Raw genomic sequence first — 25,349 nt, 5'->3', positions numbered from 1 at the left:
ATCCGCGGGACGGCGTGGCGGCGGAGGATGAAGCGGCCGCACAACACCGCCTCCTCACAAGGAAGTTCGCCATGAAGATGCGTACCGGCCTGCTGACCGCCGCCGTGCTCGTCGCGGGACTCGCCGTGGGGCCGTCCGCGCTCCCGGCCGCCGCCTCCGCCCCCGCCGCGTCGACGGCCGCGCCGACGGCCGCGCCGTCCCCGGGCCCAGCCCTCGAAGCCGCCATCGCGGGCCTTCCCCGCGCCGACGCCACCGCCGCGCTCGTGCGGGTCGGCGGCAAGGAGGGCACCTGGCGCGGCAGTTCGGGCGTGCACGATCTGGAGACCGGACGGCCCGCCGATCCGGCCGCCCGCTTCCGCGCCGGGTCCGTGACCAAGGTCTTCACCGCCGCGGTCGCCCTGCAACTGGCCCAGGAGGGACGGCTGGACCTCGACCGCAGCGCCCGCTCCTACCTGCCGGAACTGATCCCGGCGTCGTACGGGGGCGTCACGGTGCGGCAGCTCCTCGACCACACGCACGGCATCCCGGCCCCCGACTTCCCCGCCACCACCGTCGAGGAGGCGTACGCGAACCGTTTCCAGGTCCACGACCCCGAGGACATGGTCCGCTCGGCGACGTCGAAGAAGCCCGAGTTCGCGCCGGGCGAGCACCAGCACTACCTCAACATCGGCTACACCGTCACCGGTCTGCTCATCGAGCGCGTCACCCACGACTCCTACGAGCGTCAGGTCGCCCGGCGGGTGCTCGAACCGCTCGGGCTGCGGAACACCTGCTTCCCGGGGTCCGGCCCCCGCATCACCGGGCCGCACAACCACGGCTACCAGACCATGCGCCTCGACGACGGCACGACAGGGCTCCGGGACGTGTCCGTGTGGGGTGCGACGGACGCGTGGGCGGCCGGGGACATCATCTCGACCACCGCGGACCTGGAACGCTTCACCGTCGCCCTGTTCAAGGGGCGGATCGTGCGCGGGCCGCTGCTGGAGGAGATGTTCACGCTGCCGGAGGTGACCGGCTTCGGGACGGGGGAACCGGCCGCCTACTCCGTCGGTCTGTCCATGAAGGTGCTGGGCGGGCGCGAGGTCTGGGGCAAGACGGGCGGGCGCTGGGGGTACAACGCCGCCATCGCCTCCACCCGCGACGGCTCCCGCACTCTCGTCTACAGCGTCAACTCCACCGACGCCAAGGGCCAGGGCATGAACAGGACCGCCGAGAACATCATGGTGGCGGCCTACGGCAGGCCGTAGGGCCCCGCGTCACGCCGGCGGCGTCGCCCGTACGAGCCCGGTCTGGTACGCGATGACGACCAGCTGCGCGCGGTCCCGGGCGTGCAGCTTGGTCATGGCCCGGTGGATGTGCGTGCGCACGGTCAGCGGGCTGAGCGTGAGGTCCTCGGCGATCTCCGGGTTGGACCGGCCCTCCGCGGCCAGCGCCATCACCTCCCGTTCCCGGACCGTGAGGTCGGCGAGGCGCTCGGGGGACGCGAGGCCGGTGCCGGGGGCCGGCGCCATGAGGAAGCGGGTGATGAGGGAGCGGGTGGCGACGGGCGAGAGCAGGGCCTCGCCGGAGGCCACCGTGCGCAGGCCCGTCAGGAGGGTGTCGGCGGTGACGTCCTTGCCGAGGAATCCGCTGGCGCCGGCGCGCAGGGCCTGGGCGACGTAGTCCTCGGTCTCGAACGTGGTCAGGATCAGGACGCGGGTGGCGGACAGCTCCGGGTCGGCGCACAGCTCGGAGGTGGCGGTGAGGCCGTCGGTGCCGGGCATGCGGATGTCCATGAGGACGATGTCGGGGCGCAGCTCGCGGGTCAGCTCGACCGCCTCGGCGCCGTCGGAGGCCTCGGCGATCACCTCCAGGTCCGGGCAGGAGTCGATGAGCATGCGGAACGTGGCCCGCAGCAGTGCCTGGTCGTCGGCGAGCAGCACCCTGATGCTCATGCGGTGGTTCCTTCCGCGAGGTGGACGGAGGGCTGCAGGGGCAGCGCGGTGGTGACCTCGAAGCCGCCCTGGGGGCGGGGGCCCGCGCACAGTTCGCCGCCGATGGACAGGGCGCGTTCGCGCATACCCATCACGCCGAAGCCGCGGCCCCGGGCGGCCTCCGGTTTGCTGGGGCCGTCGTTGCTGACCGTGATCAGCAGGCGCGAGCCGGTGTAGGTGAGCAGGACGCGCGCGGCCTCGGCCGTGGCGTGCTTGGTGACGTTGGTGAGGGCCTCCTGCACGATCCGGTACGCGGTCAGGTCGACGCCGGGCGACAGCGGCTGCGCCTCCCCTTCCGTGTCGACGGTGACCTTCAGACCGGCCGACTCGCACGCCGAGACCAGCTCGGGCAGCCGGGACAGGCCCGGGGACGGCTCCAGCGGCCCCGAACCGGGGACCTCGCCGTCCTGGCGGAGCAGGCCGAGGGCGGCCTTCAGCTCCCGCAGCGCGGAGGACGTGGTGCCGGTCAGGTCGTTGAGGATCTTCTGGGTCTGCTCGGGGCGGGTGAGGGCGAGGTGCGCGGCCGTTCCGGCCTGGGCGTTGGCGAGGGCCATGTGGTGGGCCACGACGTCGTGGAGCTCCCGCGCGATACGCATCCGCTCCTCGGTGACGCGCAGCCGGGCCTCCTCCTCCCGGGTGCGCTCGGCGTGTTCGGCCCGGGCCTGCACGGCCTGGAGGTAGGCGCGCCGCAGCCGCGTCATGTTGCCGGCGGCGAGGGGCAGCATCAGCCAGAAGAACGGGCCGATCGTCCTCAGCAGCAGCGAGAGGTGGTCCATGGAGCGGGTGAACACGGCCGCGACGATCACCGCCACCATGGTGAGGATGCCGTAGGCGCGGGTGGTCCTGCGGTCGGTGAGGGTGGCGAGCCAGTACAGCCCCGCCATGATCGGTGCCAGCAGCAGGGGCGTGAGCAGATAGCCCATCACGACCGCCGTGACCGTGCAGCCCGTCGTGATCATGACGACGGTGCGCGGGTTCGCGCGGTGCCTGAGCAGGGCGAGGCAGGCCACGCCCATGAGGACGACGCCCGCCTTGTCCTGGGCCGGCGGCTCGGCGCCGGGCAGGGAGAGGGACGTGCCGAAGGTCGCGCAGCCCATCAGTCCCAGGACCATCGCCAGGTCGACGAGGAAGGGGTGCTGCTCGGCGAATGCCTCCAGGCGGTCCGCGTAGCGGCGCTCCGGGGGGATGCTCATGGGGCTCTCCGGTCGGTGGGGCTGGAACCATCGTGGTCGACGGCGGGCCGCAACACCCGAGGGGCCGCCCGTGTCCTTCGCCACGGGCGGCCCTGGGCGGGATTCCTCAGGTGCGCGCCGGCTCCAGTTCGGGTGCGGTGTCCGGGGCCGCTTCCCGCTCCGGCCGGCTGAGGGCCTCGCCCTCCACGTCGACGCGCGGCAGCGCCCGGTTCAGCCACTTCGGCAGCCACCAGGCCTTGTCGCCGAGCAGGGCGAGGACGGCCGGCACGATCGCCATCCGTACGACGAAGGCGTCGAACAGGACGGCCGAGGCGAGCCCGAAGCCGATCATCTTGATCATGGAGTCGCTCTCGCCGATGAACCCGGCGAACACCGCGATCATGATCAGGGCGGCGGCCACGACCACCCGGGCGCTGTGGTGGAAGCCGGAGGTGATCGCCTGGGAGGACGACTCGCCGTGGACGTACGCCTCGCGCATCCGGGAGACGAGGAACACCTCGTAGTCCATCGCGAGGCCGAAGACGATGCCCACCAGGAAGATCGGCATCAGGCTCATGATCGGGCCGGTCTGCTCCACGCCGAGCAGCTCCGCGCCGTGGCCCTGCTGGAAGACCACGACGACCGCGCCGAGCGAGGCCAGCACCGACAGCAGGAACCCGAGGGCCGCCTTGAGCGGGACGAGCAGCGACCGGAAGACCACCAGCAGCAGCACGATCGCCAGGCCGACCACGACGACCAGGTACGGGATCAGCGCGGCCTGGACCTTCTCGGCGATGTCGATGTTCATCGCGGTGCTGCCGGTGACCTCGTAGCTCGCGCCGGTGCCGGACTCGATGCCGGGGCGCTCGTCCCGGATGGTGGTCACCAGGTTCTTGGTCTTCTCGTCGGTCGGCGCGGTGGAGGGCACGGCCGAGAAGACGGCGGTGTCGCCGGCGTCGTTGAAGCGGGCCGGGGAGACGGACACGATGCCCGCGGTGCCGCCGATCTCCTTGGCAATGGTGCCGGCGGCCGCCTTCGGGTCGGCGGCGCCCTTGGCGTCCACGACGATGGTCAGCGGCCCGTTGAAGCCCGGCCCGAACCCCTCGGCGAGCGCGTCGTAGGCCCGGCGCTCGGTGGTGGAAGTCGGCTTGGCCTCGTCCCCGGGCATGCCCAGCTGGAGGTCGGCGGCGGGCAGGGCGAGGGCGCCGAGGCCGACGACGCCGAGGAGCAGGACGGGTATGGGGCGGCGCAGCACGAACCGCGCCCAGCGGGTGCCGGCGTTGGTCTCGGCGCTCTCCTCGATCCGGCCGCTCCTGCGGGCCCGCCGGGTGAGCACGGCGTTCGGCCAGAAGCCGAGGAGCGCCGGGACGAGGGTGAGGGCGATCAGCACGGCGACGACGACCGCGCCCGCCGCGGCCAGCCCCATCTTCGTGAGCATCGGGATGCCGACCACGGCGAGTCCGGCCAGGGCGATGACGACGGTGAGCCCGGCGAACACGACCGCGGACCCGGCCGTGCCGACGGCCAGCCCGGTGGCCTCCTGCGGCGTGCGGCCCTTGGCACGCTCCTCCCGGTAGCGGGAGACGACGAACAGGGCGTAGTCGATGCCGACGGCGAGGCCCAGCATCATCGCCAGGGTGCCGGTGGTCGTGGACAGGCCCAGGGCGCCGGCCAGGGCGAGGATCGTGGCCATGCTCACGCCGATGCCGATCACGGCCGTCAGCAGCGGCAGCCCGGCGGCGGCCAGCGAACCGAAGGTGATCAGGAGCACGACCGCGGCGATCGCGACGCCGATCACCTCGGCCGTGCCGCCCGGCCCGCCCTCGGCGGCCAGCGCGGTACCGCCCGCCTCGACGGTCAGCCCGGAGTCCCGGGCCTGGTCGATGGTCCGCTCCAGGTGGCTGCGGCTGGCGTCGGTGAGGTCGCCCGCACCGACCTTGTAGGTGACCGTCGCGAAGGCCGTCGTGCCGTCCTTGCTGACGGTCTTCGCCGCGAACGGGTCGACGGCGTTCGCGACCTGCGTGCCGTCGCCGAGCCCGGCCACGGCCTTCTCGACGGACTTCTTGTTCCCGGCGGCCGTGACCTTCTCGCCGCCCGGCGCGATGAAGACGACCCTGGCCGTCGCGCTGTCGGCCGTGGCGCCGGGGAAGCGCTGCTCCATCAGGTCGAACGCCTTCTGGGACTCGATGCCGGGCATCGAGAACTCCTCGTCGACGGCCCCCGGCGCCTTGAGGGCGCCCAGCCCCACGGCGGCCAGGACGGCCGCCCAGACCAGGGCGACGTACCAGCGCCGCCGGAAGGCCAGACGGCCCAGTCGATACAGGAAAGCAGCCACGGCAGGAGGTCTCCACATCTGGTGTCGGACGTGGGGCCAAGCCTGTCCGTGAGCGGGTCGTCCCGTCGTCGTGCGCCTGCCGACAATCTCCGGTACTCGAAACGCAGTACGAACGGGCGGGCCACTCCACCCCGGGTACGAGATTGCCGAGCCATCCGGCCGGGCCTGTGCTACCTTGGCTGGCGTTGCAGTTTTGGTTCCCAGAGACTTCGAGTGCTCTATCGACCTTTTGTCGACGAGCACTCTTTTTTGTTTCCGAGGATTCTCGGATCTCCTTAGGGTGATCAGATCGGCGACTACGGGTCCGCAAGGTGCGGGCCCTGAGTACTGCCCTCAAGGGAGATTCATATGGCTACCGGTACCGTGAAGTGGTTCAACTCGGAAAAGGGCTTCGGCTTCATCGAGCAGGAGGGTGGCGGCCCGGACGTCTTCGCCCACTACTCGAACATCGCCACCTCTGGCTTCCGTGAGCTCCAGGAAGGCCAGAAGGTCACCTTCGACGTCACGCAGGGCCAGAAGGGCCCGCAGGCCGAGAACATCGTTCCCGCCTGACGCGTACGCGAACGCCCTGAACCGGGGCCCGCACCCTCGCGGTGCGGGCCCCGGCTCGTTTTGCTCTTCTCCGGCTCAACTCTTGCGAATCCCGCGGCCCTCCGGTGCCGCCGCGCATTCCTCGACGCGTGCCGCATCGAGGAAGGTTCCGCATGGACCGCACCGCTCGCAAGAACAACGGCTCTCCCCACTCCCGCGGCAACGGGTACCGGCCCCGCAAGTCCGGCGGCGCGGGTAGCGCCGCCCGCCCCGCGGGCGGTGGACGCGGAGGCCGCCGCCCCGCCCCCAGCCAGGAGTTCGCTCCGCCCGCCACCGTCACCCCGGCGCTGCCCGCCGTCGAGGCGTTCGACGGCCTCGACCTGCCCGAGCGGCTGCAGGCCGCGCTGCGCGCCGAGGGCCTGACCGCGCCGTTCCCGATCCAGGCGGCGACCCTGCCCAACTCCCTGGCCGGCCGGGACGTGCTCGGCCGCGGGCGCACCGGCTCGGGCAAGACCCTCGCCTTCGGGCTCGCCCTGCTGGCCCGCGTCGACGGACGGCGGGCCGAGGCCCGCCAGCCCCTGGGCCTCGTCCTCGTCCCCACCCGCGAACTGGCCCAGCAGGTCACCGACGCCCTCACCCCGTTCGCCCGTGCGCTGCGGCTGCGGCTCGCCACGGTGGTCGGCGGCATGCCGATCGGCCGGCAGGCGAACGCGCTGCGCACCGGCGCCGAGGTCGTCGTCGCCACGCCCGGACGGCTCAAGGACCTCATAGACCGAGGCGACTGCCGCCTGGACCACGTCGACATCACCGTCCTCGACGAGGCCGACCAGATGACCGACATGGGCTTCATGCCGCAGGTCACCGCCCTGCTCGACCAGGTGCGGCCCGGCGGTCAGCGGATGCTGTTCTCGGCCACCCTGGACCGCAACGTCGACCGGCTGGTCCGCACCTACCTGCACGACCCGGTGGTCCACTCCGTCGACCCGTCCGCGGGCGCGGTCACCACGATGGAGCACCACCTGCTGCACGTGGAGGACGACGACAAGCACGCCACCACGACCCGGATCGCCGCCCGCGACGGGCGCGTGATCATGTTCCTGGACACCAAGCACGCCGCCGACCGGCTGGCCAAGAAGCTGCTGGCCGTAGGCGTGCGCGCCATGGCCCTGCACGGCGGCAAGTCCCAGTCGCAGCGGACCAGGACTCTGGCCCGTTTCAAGGACGGTCAGGTCACGGTCCTGGTGGCCACCAACGTCGCCGCCCGCGGCATCCACGTCGACAACCTCGACCTCGTCGTCAACGTGGACCCGCCCGGCGACCACAAGGACTACCTGCACCGCGGCGGCCGTACCGCCCGGGCCGGCGAGTCCGGCACCGTCGTCACGCTGGTCCTGCCCCACCAGCGGCGTGAGATGACCCGGCTGATGGCCGACGCCGGGATCACCCCGCAGGTCACCCGGGTCCGCTCGGGCGAAGGCGAACTGAGCCGCATCACCGGGGCGCAGGAGCCCTCGGGCGTGCCCGTCGTCATCACCCCGCCGCCCGCCGAGAAGCCCGCGGCGCGCACGGGTTCCGCCCCGAACGGGCGGCGGGGCAGGCCGCCCCGGGGCCGCCGCCGCTGAACCGGCCCCCCGGACCCTACGGATTCGGCGCCGGCCGCAGCACCGCGCCCTCCCCGTTCGACGACACAGGGCCGGGTCGGGGCTGCGCTCGACGCTCGGAGGGGGAGCCCGACCGCCAGGTCCTCGGCCGACGCAACGCTCGCCCGTGGTCAGCGGCACCGACCACAGCCTGCGGTGCTCGACCTCCCCGTGAACAGGGCCTCGCCGTGCACGGCGAGGCCCTGCCGGGCGCCCGGACCGTCCGACAGGACCACGGGCCCCTCGTCGTCGAGGCGGAGTACCGCGCCGAGCCGGTGGTCGCTGACGTGGCAGCGCCCGTCGGCGTCGAAAGCCACGTCCACGGGGTGGGCCAGGCCTCGGCGAGGACGGTGACCGTGTCGGCCGCGTCGAGGCCGACGACGCGGCCCGCAGCCCCGGCGCCACGCGGCCGTCGGGCCACGCGCCGGGACGGCGCCTGGCCCGCCGCCGAGAACGTGCCGCCGCCTCACCGCCCGGGCCGCGGCGCCGCCGTACTCGCCCGCCGCACCAGCCGCGTCGGCACCAGCGTCGTCGTCCCGTGCTCCACCCCGTCCTGCCGCATCTTGCTGAGCACCCCCTCCACACACAGCCGCCCCACCTCGGCGAAGTCCTGGTGGATGGTGGTGAGCGGCGGGAGGAAGGACGCGGACTCGGGGATGTCGTCGAAGCCGACGACGCTGATGTCGCCGGGGACGCGGCGGCCGCGTTCGTGCAGGGCGCGGAGCAGACCCAGGGCCATCTGGTCGTTGGCCGCGAAGACCGCCGTGCACTCCGGCTCGTCGGCGAGGAGCAGGCCCGCCCGGTAGCCGGATGCGGCCGACCAGTCGCCTCGGACCAGGGGCGGTGGGGTGCGGCCCGCCCCGGTGAGGGTGGTGCGCCAGGCGTTGGCGCGGCGCTGCGCGGCGAAGGAGCCCTCGGGACCGGCCAGGTGCCACACCGTGTCGTGACCGAGCTCCAGCAGGTGCCGTACGGCGTCCCGGGCGCCGCCCGCCTGATCGGTGTCGACGACGGTGTAGCGGTCACCGGCGTCGGAATCGGCCACCACGACCTGCACGCCGGGCGGGAGGGAGACGGTCGCCGCGTCGAGCAGGTGGATCTCCATGATGACGATGACGGCGTCCACGGCGAGCTCGCCCAGCCGGGAGAAGGCGCCGTTCACCTCGTCCTGGGTCGGGACGGCCACCGGCAGCAGGGTGACGGCGTACCCGTGCTCGGCGGCGGAGGTGGCGATGGCCTCCAGGGTGCGGATGTTGCCCATGGTGGAGAGGGAGAAGGTGATCACGCCGAGGGTACGGAACTCGCCCCGGCGCAGCGCCCGGGCCGCGCTGTTGGGGCGGTAGCCCAGCTCCCGCATGGCGGCCAGGACCTGCGCGCGGGTGTCCTCGGTGACGCCGGGGAAGCCGTTCGAGACGCGGGAGACGGTCTGGGAGGAGACCCCGGCGAGCTGGGCGACGTCCGCCATGGACGCGCCCTGGCGGGGCCGGGCCGCACGCCTTCTCGTACGGCTCGTGCCCCCCGGCTGGCTCTCGCCGTCCACGGTGCCCACCTGCCCCTCGTTCCCCTCGCCGCGCACCCGGCGCAATTTTCGGTCCGGAACGAGTCCTTGACCCCTGAGATTCGGACAGTGTAGACATCCGGCCAGTGGATGTTTACGTAAACATTGCCTAGTCGGAATCGTACGAGAAGGCGTCAAACCCCACCAGAAGTCCGCACCGGTCGTATGAGCTGGAGTACTCGAGATGGCACACCGCACCCGTAAGAGAAGGCTCCTCGGGGCCATCGGCGTCACCGCCGTGGCGACCGGAACCCTCCTGGCCACGACGACCCTGCCCGCCGCGCACGCCGAGCCGGCCCGGGCCGCCGCTGCCGGCGTCACCGTCCGGCCCGACCCCTCCTACGCCGGGGACAAGTTCGAGGGCTGGGGCACGAGCCTGGTCTGGTTCGCGAACGCCACCGGCGACTACCCGCCCGCGGTCCGCGAGAAGCTCTACAAGCTCCTCTTCGGCGACGACGGTCTCAACCTGAACATCGCCCGCTACAACATCGGCGGCGGCAACGCCCCCGACGTCAAGGACTACCTGCGGGCCGGCGGCGCCGTCGAGGGCTGGTGGAAGGCCCCGGCGGGCACCACCCGCGAGGACGTCGACTGGTGGGACGCGGACGACCCGGCCGACTGGAACAGGCACGCGGACAAGACGCAGCGCTGGTGGGTCGACCGCATCAAGAAGGACATCACCCACTGGGAGACCTTCAGCAACTCCCCGCCCTGGTTCATGACCGAGAGCGGCTACGTCTCCGGGAACTTCGACGCGGGCAAGGACCAGCTGAAGCCCGAGTCGGTCGAGGACTTCGCCAAGTACCTGGTGGGCGCGACCGAGCGGCTGGAGAAGGCGCACGGCATCAAGGTCGACACGCTCGACCCGTTCAACGAGCCGAACACCAACTACTGGGGCACGAAGCTCGGCCCGGACGGCGAACCGACCGGCGGCCGCCAGGAGGGCGCCCACATCGGCCCCGAGCTCCAGCAGAAGGTGATCCGCGCGCTGGCCCCGGTCCTGGAGAAGTCCCGTTCGGGCGCGGAGATATCCGCGATGGACGAGACCAACCCCGGCATCTTCGCGACGAACTGGAACTCCTACCCCCAGGAGGTCCGCGACCTCGTCGCCCAGATGAACGTCCACACCTACGGCACCGGCCAGCGCACCACCGTCCGCGACCTGGCCAAGGCCGCCGACAAGCCGCTGTGGATGAGCGAGGTCGAGGGCGACTGGGGCGACGGGCAGAGCTTCACGGACATGCGGCCCGGCCTGGGCCTGGCCCAGCGCATGGTGGACGACCTGCGTGAACTGGAGCCCAAGGCCTGGGTGTTCTGGCAGCCCGTCGAGGACTACGACAACATGAAGCCGGGCGGCGAGTCCGCCAAGGGCGGCAACTGGGGCGAGATCCAGCTCCCGTTCAGCTGCACCTCGAAGGACACCCTGAAGTCCTGCCCGATCTACACCAACACCAAGTTCGACACGGCCCGCAACTTCACGCACTTCATCAAGCCCGGAGACCGCCTGATCAAGACGAACGACACGGCCAGCACCGCGGCGGTCTCCCGCAAGGGCGACGCGGCGACCGTCGTCCACGTCAACAGCGCCACCGAGGCACACGACGTCACGCTCGACCTGTCGAAGTTCGGCCGGGTCTCCTCCCGTGCCACCGTCACCCCGGTGGTGACCAGCGCCGACGGCAAGCTGGAGAAGCACAAGCCCGTCCGCGTGACCGGCAAGCAGGCCACCCTCACGGTGCCCGCCCAGTCGGTGACGTCCTTCCTCGTCAAGGGCGTCTCTGGCGTCGCCAAGGACGCGGCCGAGCTGCGCAAGGGCCACACCTACCGCCTGACCGGCGTCCAGAGCGGCAAGGACCTCACCATCGCCGGCAACGGCACGGGCCTGGTCATCAAGACGCCGGACGCGTCCGACCCGAGCGGCCGGCAGTGGCGGGTCGAGCAGATCCGCGGCGAGGACAACCGCAAGCGCTACGTCCTCACCGAGACCGGCGCGGACAAGCGGCTGGCCGTCCGTGACGGCGCTCTGGTCGCCGAGCCCGACGCGGGTCGCCGCGACGCCGCCGCGCAGTGGATCGCGTCCACGACCGGTGACGGCACGTGGACGCTGGTGAACGCGGCGACGGGCCAACTGCCCGACGTCGGGGGGCAGTCCACGAACGACGGCGCCTCCGTGGGCGTCTGGCAGCCGAACTCGGGCTCCAACCAGCGCTGGAGGGTCACCGAGGTGACGGGCGGCTGACGCTTCGCGTCCCGCCCGGCCCTCTCCCCGCGCCCCCGCCCGTCATCGGATGCCGATGACGGGCGGGGGCGTCGTCGTGTCCTGCCCCTGCGGTCCTCGGGTCAACGGGCCGGCGGGGTGAACTCCGGCTGGTCCAGCACCCGCAGCCAGCTTCCGTCCGCCTGCCTGCGGACCACCTGCGCCCGGGCCCCCGCCCCGTCCTTCGGCGGGGTGGAGGTGAGGGCGATGTCGCCGTGGACCAGGGTCGGCAGGGGCTCTTCCGGTTCGAAGCGGGGGCGGTCGGCCAGGACCTTCTCCCAGAGAGTGCGGATCGCTTCGCGGCCCACCGTGCGCCGGCCGGGCGGGTGGGCCAGGACCGCGTCGATGGCCGCGGGCCGGGGCGACCGGGTCGTCGTCCGCGCCATCGACGACGTCGGGACATCGGCGCTGCTCGCCCTGGTCTGGCGGAGCGGGCGGGGCCCCGCGGTGCGGGAGCTCCTCGCGCGGTGCCGGCGGGCGTTCGGCATGCCCGGCAGCCCGGCGTAGCGGTCAGCGTCGTCCGTTATCTCGGGTCCAAATAAAGCGTCAGGCATGTTGACCGAACTAACTCATGAGTCCTCGCAGGTCAGTTGGGGTCTCTGCTAGCTTCCCGGCATGCCCGGTGAACAGCGTCCCGACAGGGATCTGAAGAACTTTGTGCTGCCTGAGTTGGGCAAGCTACTGGAGACGGGAGACCGCTGGGAGCCGCCACTGGCGCCACCGCAGCAAGGACCCCGCCGAGATACCCCAGTCCGCCTCGGCCGGCAGTCCAGCGCCGGGATCTCCGAACCCGGTGACGGGCAAGCCCACCGTCGGCAAGAAGTACGCGCCCACTACCCGGGCGCACTGCGAGACGGTGCTGCGGACCTTCTACGACTTCCACCTGGAGCGCAATACCGGATCGCTGCTAGTAAATCCCTTCCCTCTGGTCCGTAGCCGGCGCTCGGGACGAGCCAACGCCCACCACAACCCTGAGAAGGAACACGAGAAGCAGCGCACCGGCCTCTATCGGCCCAAGGTCCCCAAGCGGATCCCGCGCCGCATCCCCGATGAGAAGTACACCGAGGTCTTCGCAGGTCTCCGCTCGCACCGCGACCGAGCCTTACTGGCCTTCTGGGTCGCCACCGGCGCCCGCGCCGAGGAACTGCTCACCGCAAAGCAGAGCGATGCCGTCGTCGGCCAGCAAACCATCGGCGTGATTCGCAAGGGCACGCGCGCCTACCAGGAACTGCCCGCCACCCCCGACGCGTTCGTCTGGCTGCGGCTCTACCAGGAAGAAGCCTGGAAGAAGGGCGTCCCTCGCCGCCGTGCGCAGCCGCTGTGGTGGACTCTGCGCCGCCCCTGGCGGCCTTTGGAGTACGACGCGGCGCGCATGATGTTCAACCGCGCCAACGAGCTCCTGGGCGCCAACTGGACTCTTCACGACCTACGGCACACGGCGACATTCCTGATGCTCGACGACCCGAACATGCCGCCGGTCTACGTCCAGCACATCCTCGGTCATAAGCATCTGTCCACCTTGGACATCTACAACCGTCCTACCAGAGACGACGTGATCTCGGCAGGTCTCGCACACCATGCCCGCCAGGAGCACAAGCGCAACAACCCGCCTCCGGCCCCGCCCGCGCTGGCCTACAACCGGGACTCCCTTGACGTCCTCTTCGGCGGGAGCCCCGGGTGACAACTACCACCGTCCCGCTCGTCACCCCGCCGGCCCTGACCGCGAAGAGCCTGGCCGGCAGCGAGATCGATGCCCAGCTGCAGAGGTTTCCGCCACGTAGCCCGGGAACCGACTGGCCCACTACCCGGATCTCCCGCGAGGAGGTCCTCCACAGGTTGGAGCGGCCGCCGTTCAAGAACGGCAAGGACTCCACCCACCAGATGCGGATGGTCGGTGCGCGCCTGCTGCTGCGATGGCTGGAGACCTTCGAGGGGAAGACCTGGCAGCAGCGCTGGAACGCCAGCCCGGGCTCCGCCACCTCGGTCGGCTGGACCGAAGCCCCGCTTGCCTGGGGGATCGTTCACGGCAGGAGGCCGCAGAAGGCTGGGCTCGGGTCCGGGCTGCTGGCCCTGGTCTGCGCTGATGTCATCCGTCCCAGCATGCCGTGGCTCGCCAGCAGCCTGTCCCCTCACCTGCGCGAAGCCATCGAAGCCGCCCGCGATCCCAGGGGATTTGCCGAACTTCGTGACGCACGCATGCCCGGACAGCCGGACCCGCGGCGCACATCGAAGGCGCTCAAGGCCGTGGCCCGCATTCTCGCGGCGAAGGGCGGCGGCATCGACGACATCGTGGTCGGCGATGTCCTCGAACTTCTGTTGGCGGCCACGGGGACCTCCACGAGCCACACGCGACTCGCCTACGCCCTGCTTCAGAGCCGCGGCCAGTTTCCCCCTGACGCACCCAAGACCCTGCGGAGCATCGAGATACGTGCCGGACAGGTGAGCCCGGCCCAGCTCGTCGACCGGTTCGACGTGAAGTGCGAGCCGATCCGCGACCTGCTCGTCGGCTACTTGACCGAACGCCAGCCCTCAGTGGACTACGTCACGTTGGTGCAGCTGTCCAGGAATCTGGTCGGCTACTTCTGGGCCGACCTGCAACGGCACCATCCCGGGATCGAGAGCCTTCACCTGGCCCCGGAGGTGCGCGACGCGTGGAAGGCCCGGATCGCGGTCAAGACGGTCAAGTACCGCATGCCGAACGGCACGGTCGCCACGACAACAGAGCCGCGCATCGCAGCCTTGAGTATCAGGACGGCAGTGCGGGGCTTCTACCTGGACATCGCCGAGTGGGCTCTGGACGAGCCGGAGCGCTGGGGACCGTGGGCCGCTCCGGCCCCGGTGGCAGAAGCCGACTGCTCTGCCAAGAAGGTCGAGCAGGAGGTCCGCACCAGATCCGATGCCCGCACCCGAGAGAGGCTGCCGGTCCTGCCCGCGCTGGTACAGGCAGCTGCCCGCCGACTGAACGAGGCCAAGGAGCGGCTGGAGGCATTGGAGGCAGCTGACCTGGGATCTACCATCACGGTGCTCGGCGAGAGCTTCACCCTGCCCCGGTCTACGGAGCGAGCCGGCGGCAAACCTTCAACGGTCGTTGACGCCACAGGAGCGAGGCGCGACTTCCGGACGGAAGAGAAGCTGGCCTTCTACGGCTGGGCGACCGTGGAGATCCTCCGGCACACCGGGATGCGCATCGAAGAGCTCAGGGAACTCGGCCACCACAGCATCATCAGCTACAAGCTGCCGACCACCGGAGAGGTGATCCCGCTCCTGCAGATCGCGCCGTCCAAGACGGACCAAGAGCGCCTCCTGCTGGTCAGCCCTGAGCTCGCCGACGTTCTCAGCGCCGTGATCAGCCGTGTTCGCGGGCATGACGGCAGGGTGCCGAGTGTCCCGTCCTATGACCTGCACGAGAAAGTCTGGAACCCACCCATGCCGCTGCTCTACCAGTGGCCCGTAGGCGGGGAGAACAGGACGATCTCCATCACCACGATCCGCCAGTCACTCAACACGCTGCTGGCAGATACCGGCATCACCGACGCCCACGGACAGCCGTTGACCTTCCAGCCGCACGACTTCCGCAGGATCTTCATCACCGACGCCATCCTCAACGGCTTGCCGCCGCACATCGCCCAGGTTATTGCTGGTCACGGCCACATTGGAACCACGATGGGGTATGCCGCGATCTACCCGGAAGATGCCATCGAGGCTCACCGAGCCTTCATCGCCCGGCGCCGCGGTCTACGACCCGCCGGGGAATACCGGGCGGTGACCGACGAGGAGTGGCAGGAGTTCCTCGGGCACTTCGAGCGGCGCAAGCTGGCCCTGGGGCAGTGCGGCCGAGCATACGGAAGCAGCTGCGTCCACGAGCACGCCTGTGTCCGATGTCCGGTACTGATCGTGGGGCCGGACGAACGGCCCCGCCTGGAAGAGATCCGCGAGAACCTCCACGCCAGGATCGCCGAAGCCGAACGAGAAGGATGGCTGGGCGACGTCGAGCAACTGACCGTCAGCCTCACCGCAACCCACGACAAGATCAGCCAGATTGACGCCACCGAGAGGCGGAAGAGCTCGCCGGTATTCGTCGGCATGCCGACGATCAGTGAACTCGTAGTTCGGGAAGCCGAGAACCGGGATAAGGCGGACTGACTGCGACACAGATGGATAACAACCCAAACCGATCGGCCAGAACGCGGCGCTTCAGACGAGCTTCATCCACACAGATGACCTACCCCACCCCAGGCCACGGGCCACGTTCTACGGGCGGCGGGCCAAGAAGTGTGTGTCGAGGAAGCCGCGCTCGGACGCTGGGTCGTGGAGCAACCGAGCCACCGTGACGAGCCCGGCCTCGGCCAGCGACTCGGCAAACTGCTCCGCTGGCCAGCTATAGGCGGGCGCCACCTTGTGATCGAAGCGGACCGGATCCGGCCCCTCGGTCCCGAAGAAGGACACCAGGAGCAGACCCCCTGGTGCCAGAACACGCACCTGCTCAGCGAGTAGCGCGGGCAGTTCATCAGGTGGGGTATGGATCATCGAGTAGTGGGCCAGCACTCCACCGAGCGCGCCGTCCTCGACCGGCAGGGCCTCCATTCGCGCTTCGTCGAACCGCAGCATCGGCTGGGCCCGCCGAGCGTGGTCGACCATGGCCGGGGAGAGGTCGATCCCGAAGGCGTCTAGCCCCAAGTCGTGGAGCATGGCCGTCAGATGACCGGGTCCGCACCCGACGTCGGCTACCCGCAAGTTCCCTGTATCACGCACGAGCTCGGCGAAGGTGCCGATCATGTTCCGCGCGAACGGCCGCGTCTCCAACCGACTAGTGAACATTGACGCATAGAGCTCGACGACCCCGTTGTAGGCCGCCCTGGTCTCATCCTGGTGTTCTAACACGGGCAGGACGCTAACACCCTTGCCGTTCACCGCCGTTCAGCGCCATTCTCCGGCCCATACCGGCCCTTCCCCTCGGGACTGATCGTCCCGTCACCTGATCACGGGACGCCCCCGGTAGTTCGGAGAAGGCATGTGAGGCACGTGCCCTCTGGCGTACGTGCCTGACGGATATCTACAGGTTGTTCAGGCAAGTTGGTCACGTACGGAACTGCCTGGGCCGTCGACTTCTTGCGAAACCGAAAGAAGTCGAGGACCTCGGTTCGGCCGAACGGAGGTTGAGGCGCAGGCCGTGCGCGGCTGGCGGCCGGCGACGTGTCGTAGCACCCACTCAGCTCGTTCCGTTGCTGCTGGCTCGGTACGTCGCGCCCGAACGGGAGTCCAGGAAGCGTTTCGCCCGAAACACTTCCTGGACAGGCCATCCGTCAGCCATGGTCGAGATTGAGATCCGTATCAGTCCCAGCCTGGCCATCCGTACGGGCCGCCGTGCCGACGGACGTACCGGCGCAGGCTCAGCCGCTTCAGCGGCCCGAGGCGCCGTCTGCGGCCATCATCCGGATGCAGCGCTTCACGGCACGCGGCCGTGAAGCGCTGCACCTTCTCTTCCGCGTGGCCACTGAGCTCAGTGATGATCTTGCGCTGATGATGGGGGCGCCCCAGTTCGAGCCACCAGGCCAGTTCGTCCAGCCATGCACTGAGGCGCTCGGCGGCGCTCATCGCGGCGTCGGCCACCACCTCAGGCCCCTCAACGGCGACCGCGCCCACCGTCGTCCCAACGTCGTCGTGAAGCGCCTGAGCCTGCGCTACCCGCTTCTTCGCCCTGTCCACGTCCAAGTTCGGGTCACCCCGTGTGCCAGTCACCGCGAGAACCAGGGGTCGAGCGCCCCCGTGCGCGGTTGCGGTCTCGATGCCCCCGGGCGTCACCGCGCGCGGGCGGCCCGCGCCTCGCGCTCGTCGGCGATCCGGTCCAGCTCGCGCATGGCCTCGGCGTGGGCGCTCATCCGCCGACTGACGCTGCCGCTGGTGAACAGGACCGCTCCGGCCACGGACACCGGCACGGACAGTCCCAGTACAGCCACGGCCTCCGGCCAGTCGCGCTCGTTCTGGCAGTAGTCGCCTCGGCCCAGACCCTCGTTGGACGTGCCGCGCTCCGTCATCAGCCGCGACTCGCATTCCACGGGGTACCGGTCGTCGGGCTTGCGGTCCACCTCGTACGGGGTCAGGAGCAGCAGGGTGCACCAGCTCCACAGCAGCCCGGCCACGACCAGCAGACCGACGCCCCAGGCTCGGGTCCGGCTGGCCCGGTCACGGAAGTCGAGGTCGTACTCACTTGATCGCACGACGGGTGAATGTATCAACGGCTCCCGCTGCATGCGGCATAGCCCGAGGAAAGGCTGCCCAGCGGGCAGCGAGCAAGCAGCAGAGCAGAAGGCACGCGGGGGCCACCCGCGCCCGCGAGTGCAGGAGGTGTTTCGACCGAAACACCTAACAGGATCAGCGTCCGTTCGGCACTTGCGCGTTGTGATGAACTGGCCACTGATCACCAGTGAAGCAGGGGGAAAGATGACGGCAGACGCAGAGCAGCTCCGCCAGGATGGGCACCTGATCGAGAAGTGGGCGGTCGGGTGGATGCTGCTGTCCCTGGCCCTGTGGGCGTGGTTCGGCTACCGGTTCCTGCTGGACGACGACCGGGGACGCTTCGCACCCGCCGAAGGCGGCCGCGCGCTGGTAGGCATACTCGCGCTCGCCGTCATCCCGACGATCATCACGGCGGCGACCCTCGTGTACGCCCGGGTCCTGTTCCGCCTGGCTAGCCGGACTACGGGGCAGAAGGCGGGCGAGGGATCCTGAGGACGGCCTTGATGCTGCTCCGCGCGGGGTCATGCCTTACATGCCTGAACTACCGATCAGCCCTGCGACCTGGGCGAAGAGGCTCCATCCCCTAGATAATCCCAGATGACCTCCGCGATGCGGAGGAAGCCGTCCTGGCCGTGACCCAGCCCGATGGTGCGGCGGGCCATGCCCTCGGCCGCGCGCATGACACCGGCGTCGATGCCGTGCGACTCGGAGACGTGGACGATGTGGGACATGGACGACGCGGCCGAGGTGAGCGGGTTGCCGTCGCCGGAGTAGGTCCCGGCGTCGGCGTCCGCGGCGGTCTCCCCGAACAGCGGCGGGAGGATGGCGCCGATGCCCTGGGCGAAGGGGGCCAGTTGGGTCGCGGTGACGCCCTCGGCCCGGGCCACCGCCAGGGCGTGCGCGTAGCCCGACATCGCCGTCCAGAAGATGTCGAGCAGGGCGATGTCGTAGGCGGCGGCCCGGCCCGGATCCGTGCCGAGGTGGGTGTGGGCACCGCCCAGTGCCTGCCGTACTGCGGCGACTTCCTCGTAGAGGTCCTCCGGACCGCTGTACAGGAACACCGCGTCGGGTGTGCCGATGGTGGTCGTCGGGGTCATGATCGCGCCGTCGAGGTAGCGGACGCCGTGCTCTGCGGCCCAGTCGGCGGTGTCGCGGGCCCGGGCCGGGGTGTCGGCGGTCAGGTTCACGACCGTACGGCCCTTGAGGGCGGCCGCGACCTCGTCCCGGCGCAGCACGGCGTCGGCGGCGTCGTAGTTCACCACGCAGACGACGGTCACCTCGCTCGCCGCCACCGCCTCCGCCGCGGAGGCCGCGCCCGCCGCACCGCGGTCGAGGAGTTCCCGGTCCCGGCCCGGGGTGCGGTTCCAGACGGTGGTGCGCAGGCCCGCGTCGACGAGCGCGCCGGCCAGGGCACGGCCCATCGGGCCGAGACCGAGGACGGTGACCGTGGTGGCCGGGTGACCGGCGGGCCGCCGGGCGGAATGCGCCGGGGCGGGGGAAGCGCTGTACGAAGTCATCGTGAACTCCTCCGGTGTGCTGGACAGTTGACAGGTATGACAATCCATAAGAAAAGGGGCGGATATGACGCGTCGGCGGCAGGACCCGGACGTCTGCGGGGTGACCGCCGCGATCGCGGTGGTCGACGGCAAGTGGAAGACGGCCCTGCTCTGGCTGCTGGAGTCGGGCCCGCACCGCCCGGCGGAGCTGCGCCGGCAACTGCCGGGCCTTTCCGAGAAGGTGCTGACCGAGGCCTTGCGTGAGATGGCCGCGGACGGGCTGGTGCACCGGGAGGCGTACGACGTGCAGCCGCCGAAGACGGTCTACTCCCTGACCGCGTTCGGCCGTGAACTCTCCGAGGCGCTGGCGCCGTTGTCCGACTGGGGCCACCGGCGCCTGGAGAATCTGGCCGAGGCCGCCCGGTCGGCCTCCTGAGGCGGGTGCCACCTCCGTCCCTTCCGGATCCTGTGCCTCACCGGCCGCCCACCACCAGGTTCGCGCGGCACCGGCGCACTGCCAAGTCCCCACAAAAAGGTGGGTACTCCGGCGGTCGATCACCGTCTGGCCCCTGCCGGCCCCTACTGGTCGCAGCAGGCGGGCCGTGCCCCGGTCAGGCGGTCCGGCGAGCCGCCGCCACCCGCTCCCGGAACGGCCGCCGTCCCACCGCCTGCGCCACCTCGGCCAGCAACTCTCCCAGCGGCATCGACAGTTCCGCGTCCAGCTCCGCCATCGCCGCGGCCGTCGCCTCCCACTCCGCCTCGATCCGCGGCAGCAGCGACCGGGCCTCGGCCGTCAGGGCGACCAGCCGGCGGCGGGCGTCCAGCGGGTCGGGGGTGTGGGTGACCAGGCCCGCGCGGGCCATCTGGGCCGCGGTCTGGCTCGCTGCCGAGTGCGTGACACCGATGGCCTCGGCCAGGTCGCGCACGGAGAGCGGGCCTTGCGCCACGAGCGCGCGGACGACCGGGGAGAAGCGGGGCCGGTACTCGGCCATGCCCTGCTCCTCGTAGACCGCGGCCACGTCGCCGTCGAGCAGCTCCAGGACGTGGCGAAGCAGCGTCCCCACGGCGGCCGGATCCGGTTGATTCCTCACGCTGATAATCTAACAGCACTGTTACATCACGGATTCGTCCGAGGCAGGTCATCCGGGGCGAGCCGTCCGAGGCAGGCCAGGAGAGGACATCGCGCATGCCCGAGCCCTATCCGCCCCGCATCGAGCCGTACGCGCACGGCATGCTCGACGTCGGCGACGGCAACCGCGTGTACTGGGAGGCCTGCGGGAACCCCGCGGGCAAGCCCGCCCTCGTGCTGCACGGCGGGCCGGGGTCCGGGGCGGGGCCCGTATGGCGCCGGCTCTTCGACCCGGCGGCGTACCGCATCGTGCTCCTCGACCAGCGCGGGTGCGGGCGGAGCACGCCCGACGCGGCCGATCCGGGAACCTCGCTCGCCGCCAACACCACGCACCATCTCATCGCCGACATCGAGCGGTTGCGGCAGCACCTCGGCATCGGGGAGTGGCTGGTCCTCGGCGGCTCCTGGGGCGTGACCCTCGCCCTGGCCTACGCCGAGCAGCACCCCGGGTCCGTGTCCGAGCTGGTCCTCTTCAGCGTCACCGGCACCACGCGCCGCGAGGTGGAGTGGGTCACCCGGGACATGGGGCGGATCTTCCCCGAGGAGTGGGCCCGGTTCCGCGACGCCGTGCCGGAGGCCGAGCGCGAGGGGAGCCTGGTGGACGCCTACGCCCGGATGCTCGCCGACCCCGATCCCGCCGTACGGGAGCGGGCCGCGCGGGAGTGGTGCCGGTGGGAGGACGTGCACGTCTCCACCGTGCCGGGGCACCGGCCCGACCCGCGCTACGAGGACCCGCGCTTCCGGATGCGCTTCGCCCGGCTCGTCACGCACTACTGGCGGCACACCGCCTTCCTGGAGGACGGGACGCTGCTGCGCGACGCCGGGAAGCTGTCCGGCATCCCGGGCGTGCTGGTCCACGGCCGGATGGACATCAGCGGGCCTGCGGACATCGCGTGGCACCTGGCACAGGCGTGGCCGGACGCGGAACTCGTGCTGATCGGCGGCGAGGGGCACGGGCTGGGGACCTCCATGACCTCGGCCGTGGTGGCGGCGACGGACCGGTTCCGGGAGACGTGAGGGCTCCGCGGTTCGCTGTCCGGCGGGCGGCGGGTGGCAGGCGCCGTTCGCCGTCCGCCGGGCGGCGGGCGGCGGGCGGCGGGCGGCGGGTGGCGGGTGGCAGGCGCCGGCCGCCGGGCGCCGGGCGCCGGGCGGCGGGCGGCGGGCGCCGGGCGGCGGGCGGCGGGCGCCAGGCGGCGGGTGGCGGGTGACAGGCGCCGTTCGCCGGGCGGTGGGCGGCAGGCGCCGTTCGCCGGGCGGCGGGCGGCGGGCGGCCGCGGCTCCGCCCGGCGGTGGGCCGCGCCCGGGTACAAGTCCGTGCACCTCGTCCACGGGACCACGGAGGACCTGTGCGCCCGCATCGGCTGACGTGAGCGGGGGCCGCAGCAGGCGTGACACATCCCTCACCGATCCCTCGCGCACGGCACTGGCCCCGCCGCCCCGTCCCACCCGATCGTGGGCACCATGAACGATCACGGTGACGAGCCCGATGCCATCCGCCGCTTCTGGGGGCGGCTCGGGCTCCCCGGCCTCGTCGACGTGCACACGCACTTCATGCCCGAGCGGGTCCTGGACAAGGTCTGGGAGTACTTCGACGCGCTCGGGCCGCTCACCGGCGGGCTGGAGTGGCCCATCACCTACCGGGAAGCGGAGGCCGAACGGGCGGAGATACTCCGGGGGTTCGGCGTACGCGCCTTCACCGCGATGCTCTATCCGCACAAGCCCGGCATGGCCCGCTGGCTGAACGGCTGGGCGGCCGACTTCGCACGCCGCACCCCGGACTGTCTGCACACCGCGACCCTGTTCCCCGAGCCGGGCGTCGAGGCGTACGTCCGGGAAGCCGTCGCGGCGGGCGCACGGGTCTTCAAGGCGCATGTGCAGGTGGGGGCCTACGACCCGGCCGACGACCTGTTCCGCCCGGCATGGGGCGTGCTGGCCGAGGCCGGGGTCCCCGTGGTGATCCACTGCGGTTCCGGTCCCGCGCCCGGCAAGCACACCGGCCCCGGGCCGATCGCACGGGTGCTGGCGGAGCACCCGCGGCTCCGGCTGATCGTCGCCCACATGGGGATGCCCGAGTACGAGGAGTTCCTCGACCTCGCCGAGCGGTACAGGGAGGTGCGGCTGGACACGACGATGGCGTTCACCGACTTCGCCGAGCGGCTCGCGCCGTTCCCGCGCCGGGCCCTGCCCCGGCTGGCGGACGCCGGCGACCGCATTCTGCTCGGCTCCGACTTCCCCAACATCCCCTACCCGTACGCCGACCAGCTCCTCGCCCTGGAGCGGCTGGGCCTCGGGGACGCGTGGCTGAGGGCGGTGTGCCACGACAACGCGGCGGAACTCTTCGGCCTCTGACCGCGCCCGCCCCTCCTGAACGGCACCAGGCTGATCCCTCGGCCCGGGGTGGGTGGGGACATCCCGCGAACCCCCGTTCCGTTCAGGAGCCGATGTCCACCACGCGGGCCCACGCCGGGGGTGTGTCCGGGACGTACTCGGGGTCCGACTCGTCGTAGGCGTGACTCCGGTACGGGCGCGGGAACAGGCCGATCACCGTGCGGCAGGGGGGCCGGGTGCCCGGCCAGGGGGTCTGGCCGTCGGTGAGGGCGACGATGACGTCGGGGGCCGGGCGGGTGCGCAGGGCGCGGGTGAAGCCGGCCCGCAGGTCCGTGCCGCCGCCGCCCGTGAGGGGGATGCCCTCGGCGCGGCACAGGCGGCGGGCGAGACCGGCGGAGGCGTCGCAGGGCACGACGGTGACGAGGTCACGACGGCCGCCCACGGCCCGGGCGATGGCGGCCACTTCCAGCAGGGCGCTGCCCAGTTCGGCGTCGCTGACCGAGCCGGAGGTGTCGATGACGACGGAGACGCGGGGCGGGCGGCGGCGCAGGCTCGGCAGGACCGTGCCGGGCAGGGCGGTGGAGCGGCGGGCGGGGCGGCCGTAGGTGTAGTCCTCGCCCGCGCCGGGGGCGGACGCCGCCGAGCGGACCGCCGCGCCCAGCAGCTGCCGCCACGGCTGGGGTGGGTGGAAGGCCTCCTCGGCCCAGCGCCGCCAGCCCTGCGGGGCGCTGCCGGGGCGCCCGGCGATGCCCTGCGCGACCCGGAAGCGGACCGCGTCCCGTTCCTGCTCGCTCAGGCCGTGCGCGCCGTCCGGGCCCAGTTCCCACTCCCGCTCCAGGCCGTCGGCGCCGCTGCCGCAGTCGAGCCAGGCCAGCTCCTGGGAGCGCGGGCCCAGGGTGAACTGCCGCAGGTACTCCTCCATCAACTCGTTCTCGGCCAGGCCGAGACGGCCCGGTTCGACGACTCCCTCCGGGCGGGCCAGGCCGTCGCCGTAGACGTCGTCGTTGATCTCGAAGTCCGCGGCGATGTTCATCCGCAGCCGCTCCCCCGGGCCGTTCAGGCCCCGCTCGCGGGCGACCCGGTCGCTGCGGGCGTGGTGGTCGCGCAGCAGGTGCGACACCTCGTGCACCCACACACCGGCCAGTTCCTCGACGGGCGTGCGGTCCACGAACGCCGGCGACACGTAGCACCGCCAGTAGCGGTCGACACCCATGGTCGGCACCCGCCGCGACTCGACGACGTGCAGGGCGAAGAGGGCCGTGGCGAGGTAGGGGCGGACGCGGGCGGCGTGCAGGCGGGCCGTGAAGAGCTTGTCCCGGTCGAGGGCCCCGGGGGCGGCCCCGGGCGCGTCGGTCGCCGTCACCGGCCCGCCTTCCCGGCGGCAGCGGCGGCGACCGCGGCCGTGGTCCGGTCCGCCCGCCTGGACAGGGAAACCACTCCGGCCAGGCGCTCGATGGACGCCGGGACGTCCCAGTCGTCGCGGCGCAGGGCGGCGAGCGTGGTGGCGGGGACGACCACCACGTCCGGGGGGCCGGTCTCCAGGGCCTTCACCAGGAGCGCCCAGGCCGCGTCCCAGCGCAGCCGCTCCGGGCGGTTGCGTACGGCGGCCACGACGCCGTCCAGCGCGGCCTGCCGCAGATCCCCGCGCTCCGGCAGGACCGCACCGGCCGGGTCGGCCAGCAGCGTCTCGGGGTCCGGGAGGTCCATCCGGTCCAGGCTCGCCAGCAGTTCGAGCCCGGGCCCGTCCCCGACGGTGCCCCTCACCAGCAGGGAGAGCACGTCACGGGAGGAGCCGGCCGCGGTCGCGAAGGCGATCAGGTGCAGCGTCATCTCCCAGCTGCGCGGAGACGGCCACGGCCCGCCCCGGCGGGTCTCCCCGCTGGGCAGCCGGTGGGCGAGCGCGGGGCGGGCGGCGAGCAGCCCGCACACGGCCCGGCGGGCGAAGTCCACGGCCTCCGGGAGCCTTTCCGGGTCGAGCCGGGGCAGGGTCGCCCGGGGCCAGGTCCCGCCGAGGCCGCGGACGACGACATCGGTGTCGTGCGTCCACTGCAGGTGGACGAAGCGGTTGGCGAGGGGCGGGCTCAGTTCCCAGCCGTCCGCGGCCGAGGAACGCGGGTTGGCGGCGGCCACGATCCGCACGCCCGGCGGCAGCCGCAGGGCGCCGATCCGCCGCTCCAGCACGAGCCGGAGCAGGGCGGCCTGCACGGCGGGCGGCGCGGTGGAGAGTTCGTCGAGGAAGAGCAGCCCGCGCCCGGCCCGCACCAGGCGCACGGCCCAGTCCGGCGGTGCCATCGGCACGCCCTGCTCGGCGGGGTCGTCGCCGACGATCGGCAGCCCCGAGAAGTCGGACGGCTCGTGCACACTCGCGATCACCGTGGTCAGGGGCAGGTCCAGGGCGGTGGCGAGCTGGGTCAGGGCCGCGGTCTTGCCGATGCCCGGTTCGCCCCACAGCAGCACGGGCAGGTCGGCGGCGACGGCCAGGGTGAGGGCCTCCAGCTGGGTGTCGGGGCGGGGTTCGGTGGTGGTGTCCCGCAGCAGGGCCAGCAGGTCGCCGGCCACGTCGAGCTGGGTGGCGGTGTCGGACGGGAGCGAGGCGTGAGAGCGCATGAGTGATCACCTGTGTGCCGGTGGTGGGCCGTCTCGGTGGGATGAAGGGCGGGGCGGGGGCAGGGCGTTCGCCCCGGCCGGGTGGGGCC

General features: G+C 71.9%; 24 protein-coding genes. 11 read left to right on the top strand and 13 right to left on the bottom strand.

The features are described from left to right. The first annotated feature begins 71 nt into the window (after nucleotides 1–71). The gene (locus tag A4E84_RS21230; RefSeq protein ID WP_062928104.1) at nucleotides 72–1,247 is read left to right on the top strand and encodes a serine hydrolase domain-containing protein; all 1,176 of its coding nucleotides are present in this window, start codon (nucleotides 72–74) and stop codon (nucleotides 1,245–1,247) included. 9 nt (nucleotides 1,248–1,256) lie between these two features. On the opposite strand, the gene A4E84_RS21225 is transcribed toward A4E84_RS21230, so the two are convergent. The 3 genes from A4E84_RS21225 to A4E84_RS21215 form a co-directional block, all read right to left on the bottom strand. After that, nucleotides 1,257–1,934, bottom strand: a complete 678-nt coding sequence (locus A4E84_RS21225) for a response regulator transcription factor (RefSeq protein ID WP_062928103.1) — start codon at nucleotides 1,932–1,934, stop codon at nucleotides 1,257–1,259. Next, nucleotides 1,931–3,166 carry a sensor histidine kinase gene (locus A4E84_RS21220; protein WP_062928102.1) on the bottom strand — a complete coding sequence of 412 codons (1,236 nt, stop codon included), beginning with the start codon at nucleotides 3,164–3,166 and terminating at the stop codon, nucleotides 1,931–1,933. Before A4E84_RS21220 ends, A4E84_RS21225 begins: the two co-directional genes overlap by 4 nt. 106 nt (nucleotides 3,167–3,272) lie before the next feature. After that, on the bottom strand, nucleotides 3,273–5,480 hold the full coding sequence (locus A4E84_RS21215) for an MMPL family transporter (protein WP_062928101.1): 2,208 nt from the start codon (nucleotides 5,478–5,480) through the stop codon (nucleotides 3,273–3,275). A 348-nt stretch (nucleotides 5,481–5,828) separates the two neighbouring features. On the opposite strand from A4E84_RS21215, the gene A4E84_RS21210 reads away from it, so the two are divergent. Next, entirely contained in the window at nucleotides 5,829–6,032 is a 204-nt protein-coding gene (locus A4E84_RS21210; RefSeq protein WP_003991681.1) for a cold-shock protein, read from the top strand. Nucleotides 6,033–6,184: 152 nt separating this feature from the next. After that, nucleotides 6,185–7,633 carry a DEAD/DEAH box helicase gene (locus tag A4E84_RS21205; protein ID WP_062928100.1) on the top strand — a complete coding sequence of 483 codons (1,449 nt, stop codon included), beginning with the start codon at nucleotides 6,185–6,187 and terminating at the stop codon, nucleotides 7,631–7,633. Nucleotides 7,634–7,782: 149 nt separating this feature from the next. Here the strand turns inward: A4E84_RS21205 and A4E84_RS21200 are convergent, their stop codons facing one another. Together A4E84_RS21200 and A4E84_RS21195 are read right to left on the bottom strand one after the other, a co-directional pair. After that, nucleotides 7,783–7,968: a hypothetical protein gene (locus A4E84_RS21200; RefSeq protein WP_159029601.1), complete on the bottom strand. Its 186-nt coding sequence runs from the start codon at nucleotides 7,966–7,968 to the stop codon at nucleotides 7,783–7,785. Nucleotides 7,969–8,117: 149 nt separating this feature from the next. Beyond that, nucleotides 8,118–9,113, bottom strand: a complete 996-nt coding sequence (locus A4E84_RS21195) for a LacI family DNA-binding transcriptional regulator (RefSeq protein ID WP_062931542.1) — start codon at nucleotides 9,111–9,113, stop codon at nucleotides 8,118–8,120. Nucleotides 9,114–9,390: 277 nt separating this feature from the next. On the opposite strand from A4E84_RS21195, the gene A4E84_RS21190 reads away from it, so the two are divergent. Further along, on the top strand, nucleotides 9,391–11,445 hold the full coding sequence (locus A4E84_RS21190) for a glycoside hydrolase (RefSeq protein ID WP_062928098.1): 2,055 nt from the start codon (nucleotides 9,391–9,393) through the stop codon (nucleotides 11,443–11,445). A gap of 101 nt (nucleotides 11,446–11,546) precedes the next feature. Here A4E84_RS21190 and A4E84_RS44640 read toward each other — a convergent pair whose 3' ends face one another. Beyond that, entirely contained in the window at nucleotides 11,547–12,017 is a 471-nt protein-coding gene (locus A4E84_RS44640) for a YybH family protein (protein ID WP_237304969.1), read from the bottom strand. A gap of 239 nt (nucleotides 12,018–12,256) precedes the next feature. On the opposite strand from A4E84_RS44640, the gene A4E84_RS21180 reads away from it, so the two are divergent. Both A4E84_RS21180 and A4E84_RS21175 read left to right on the top strand, forming a co-directional pair. After that, nucleotides 12,257–13,144: a tyrosine-type recombinase/integrase gene (locus A4E84_RS21180; protein ID WP_062928096.1), complete on the top strand. Its 888-nt coding sequence runs from the start codon at nucleotides 12,257–12,259 to the stop codon at nucleotides 13,142–13,144. Next, entirely contained in the window at nucleotides 13,141–15,606 is a 2,466-nt protein-coding gene (locus tag A4E84_RS21175) for a site-specific integrase (protein ID WP_062928095.1), read from the top strand. Before A4E84_RS21180 ends, A4E84_RS21175 begins: the two co-directional genes overlap by 4 nt. A gap of 108 nt (nucleotides 15,607–15,714) precedes the next feature. On the opposite strand, the gene A4E84_RS21170 is transcribed toward A4E84_RS21175, so the two are convergent. From A4E84_RS21170 to A4E84_RS21160, 3 genes are all read right to left on the bottom strand, one after another. Next, on the bottom strand, nucleotides 15,715–16,344 hold the full coding sequence (locus A4E84_RS21170; RefSeq protein ID WP_062931541.1) for a class I SAM-dependent methyltransferase: 630 nt from the start codon (nucleotides 16,342–16,344) through the stop codon (nucleotides 15,715–15,717). Nucleotides 16,345–16,794: 450 nt separating this feature from the next. Beyond that, nucleotides 16,795–17,175 carry a hypothetical protein gene (locus tag A4E84_RS21165; protein WP_159029600.1) on the bottom strand — a complete coding sequence of 127 codons (381 nt, stop codon included), beginning with the start codon at nucleotides 17,173–17,175 and terminating at the stop codon, nucleotides 16,795–16,797. An 86-nt stretch (nucleotides 17,176–17,261) separates the two neighbouring features. Beyond that, a complete protein-coding gene (locus tag A4E84_RS21160; protein ID WP_062928093.1) occupies nucleotides 17,262–17,681 on the bottom strand; it encodes a hypothetical protein in 420 nt (139 codons plus the stop codon). Between the two features lie 223 nt (nucleotides 17,682–17,904). Here A4E84_RS21160 and A4E84_RS21155 point away from each other — a divergent pair, with 223 nt between their 5' ends. Then, a complete protein-coding gene (locus tag A4E84_RS21155) occupies nucleotides 17,905–18,192 on the top strand; it encodes a hypothetical protein (RefSeq protein WP_062928092.1) in 288 nt (95 codons plus the stop codon). A gap of 56 nt (nucleotides 18,193–18,248) precedes the next feature. Here the strand turns inward: A4E84_RS21155 and A4E84_RS21150 are convergent, their stop codons facing one another. Further along, the gene (locus A4E84_RS21150) at nucleotides 18,249–19,217 is read right to left on the bottom strand and encodes an NAD(P)-dependent oxidoreductase (RefSeq protein ID WP_079129044.1); all 969 of its coding nucleotides are present in this window, start codon (nucleotides 19,215–19,217) and stop codon (nucleotides 18,249–18,251) included. 64 nt (nucleotides 19,218–19,281) lie between these two features. Here A4E84_RS21150 and A4E84_RS21145 point away from each other — a divergent pair, with 64 nt between their 5' ends. Next, nucleotides 19,282–19,632, top strand: coding sequence for a winged helix-turn-helix transcriptional regulator (locus A4E84_RS21145; protein WP_062928091.1), 351 nt, complete (start codon nucleotides 19,282–19,284; stop codon nucleotides 19,630–19,632). A gap of 175 nt (nucleotides 19,633–19,807) precedes the next feature. Here A4E84_RS21145 and A4E84_RS21140 read toward each other — a convergent pair whose 3' ends face one another. Beyond that, complete coding sequence (locus tag A4E84_RS21140) at nucleotides 19,808–20,287, bottom strand: MarR family winged helix-turn-helix transcriptional regulator (protein WP_237304968.1); 480 nt, start codon at nucleotides 20,285–20,287, stop codon at nucleotides 19,808–19,810. A gap of 95 nt (nucleotides 20,288–20,382) precedes the next feature. Between A4E84_RS21140 and pip the strand changes: the two genes are divergently transcribed. From pip to A4E84_RS21125, 3 genes are all read left to right on the top strand, one after another. After that, nucleotides 20,383–21,342 carry a prolyl aminopeptidase gene (gene pip / locus A4E84_RS21135; RefSeq protein WP_062928089.1) on the top strand — a complete coding sequence of 320 codons (960 nt, stop codon included), beginning with the start codon at nucleotides 20,383–20,385 and terminating at the stop codon, nucleotides 21,340–21,342. A gap of 96 nt (nucleotides 21,343–21,438) precedes the next feature. Next, complete coding sequence (locus A4E84_RS39930) at nucleotides 21,439–21,690, top strand: hypothetical protein (protein ID WP_063827508.1); 252 nt, start codon at nucleotides 21,439–21,441, stop codon at nucleotides 21,688–21,690. A gap of 96 nt (nucleotides 21,691–21,786) precedes the next feature. Continuing rightward, nucleotides 21,787–22,674, top strand: a complete 888-nt coding sequence (locus A4E84_RS21125) for an amidohydrolase family protein (RefSeq protein ID WP_062928088.1) — start codon at nucleotides 21,787–21,789, stop codon at nucleotides 22,672–22,674. An 82-nt stretch (nucleotides 22,675–22,756) separates the two neighbouring features. Here A4E84_RS21125 and A4E84_RS21120 read toward each other — a convergent pair whose 3' ends face one another. Then, nucleotides 22,757–24,016: a vWA domain-containing protein gene (locus A4E84_RS21120; RefSeq protein WP_062928087.1), complete on the bottom strand. Its 1,260-nt coding sequence runs from the start codon at nucleotides 24,014–24,016 to the stop codon at nucleotides 22,757–22,759. Continuing rightward, on the bottom strand, nucleotides 24,013–25,260 hold the full coding sequence (locus A4E84_RS21115; protein ID WP_062928086.1) for an AAA family ATPase: 1,248 nt from the start codon (nucleotides 25,258–25,260) through the stop codon (nucleotides 24,013–24,015). The genes A4E84_RS21120 and A4E84_RS21115 overlap by 4 nt, the downstream gene beginning before the upstream one ends. Nucleotides 25,261–25,349 lie beyond the last annotated feature (89 nt).

Origin of the sequence: Streptomyces qaidamensis (assembly GCF_001611795.1) — a bacterium.
In the GTDB taxonomy this organism is placed as follows: Bacteria; Actinomycetota; Actinomycetes; order Streptomycetales; family Streptomycetaceae; genus Streptomyces; species Streptomyces qaidamensis.
Note: the sequence above shows the minus strand (reverse complement) of the source record. Positions and strands in the feature narration are given on the sequence as shown.

What these genes read in the sequence shown, in the direction of transcription:
- A4E84_RS21230 (WP_062928104.1), top strand. Translation starts at nt 72, where the DNA reads ATGAAGATGCGTACCGGCCTGCTGACCGCCGCCGTGCTCGTCGCGGGA.
- A4E84_RS21225 (WP_062928103.1), bottom strand. Translation starts at nt 1,934, where the DNA reads ATGAGCATCAGGGTGCTGCTCGCCGACGACCAGGCACTGCTGCGGGCC.
- A4E84_RS21220 (WP_062928102.1), bottom strand. Translation starts at nt 3,166, where the DNA reads ATGAGCATCCCCCCGGAGCGCCGCTACGCGGACCGCCTGGAGGCATTC.
- A4E84_RS21210 (WP_003991681.1), top strand. Translation starts at nt 5,829, where the DNA reads ATGGCTACCGGTACCGTGAAGTGGTTCAACTCGGAAAAGGGCTTCGGC.
- A4E84_RS21205 (WP_062928100.1), top strand. Translation starts at nt 6,185, where the DNA reads ATGGACCGCACCGCTCGCAAGAACAACGGCTCTCCCCACTCCCGCGGC.
- A4E84_RS21195 (WP_062931542.1), bottom strand. Translation starts at nt 9,113, where the DNA reads ATGGCGGACGTCGCCCAGCTCGCCGGGGTCTCCTCCCAGACCGTCTCC.
- A4E84_RS21190 (WP_062928098.1), top strand. Translation starts at nt 9,391, where the DNA reads ATGGCACACCGCACCCGTAAGAGAAGGCTCCTCGGGGCCATCGGCGTC.
- A4E84_RS44640 (WP_237304969.1), bottom strand. Translation starts at nt 12,017, where the DNA reads ATGCCTGACGCTTTATTTGGACCCGAGATAACGGACGACGCTGACCGC.
- A4E84_RS21155 (WP_062928092.1), top strand. Translation starts at nt 17,905, where the DNA reads ATGACGGCAGACGCAGAGCAGCTCCGCCAGGATGGGCACCTGATCGAG.
- A4E84_RS21150 (WP_079129044.1), bottom strand. Translation starts at nt 19,217, where the DNA reads ATGACTTCGTACAGCGCTTCCCCCGCCCCGGCGCATTCCGCCCGGCGG.
- A4E84_RS21145 (WP_062928091.1), top strand. Translation starts at nt 19,282, where the DNA reads ATGACGCGTCGGCGGCAGGACCCGGACGTCTGCGGGGTGACCGCCGCG.
- pip (WP_062928089.1), top strand. Translation starts at nt 20,383, where the DNA reads ATGCCCGAGCCCTATCCGCCCCGCATCGAGCCGTACGCGCACGGCATG.
- A4E84_RS21125 (WP_062928088.1), top strand. Translation starts at nt 21,787, where the DNA reads ATGAACGATCACGGTGACGAGCCCGATGCCATCCGCCGCTTCTGGGGG.
- A4E84_RS21115 (WP_062928086.1), bottom strand. Translation starts at nt 25,260, where the DNA reads ATGCGCTCTCACGCCTCGCTCCCGTCCGACACCGCCACCCAGCTCGAC.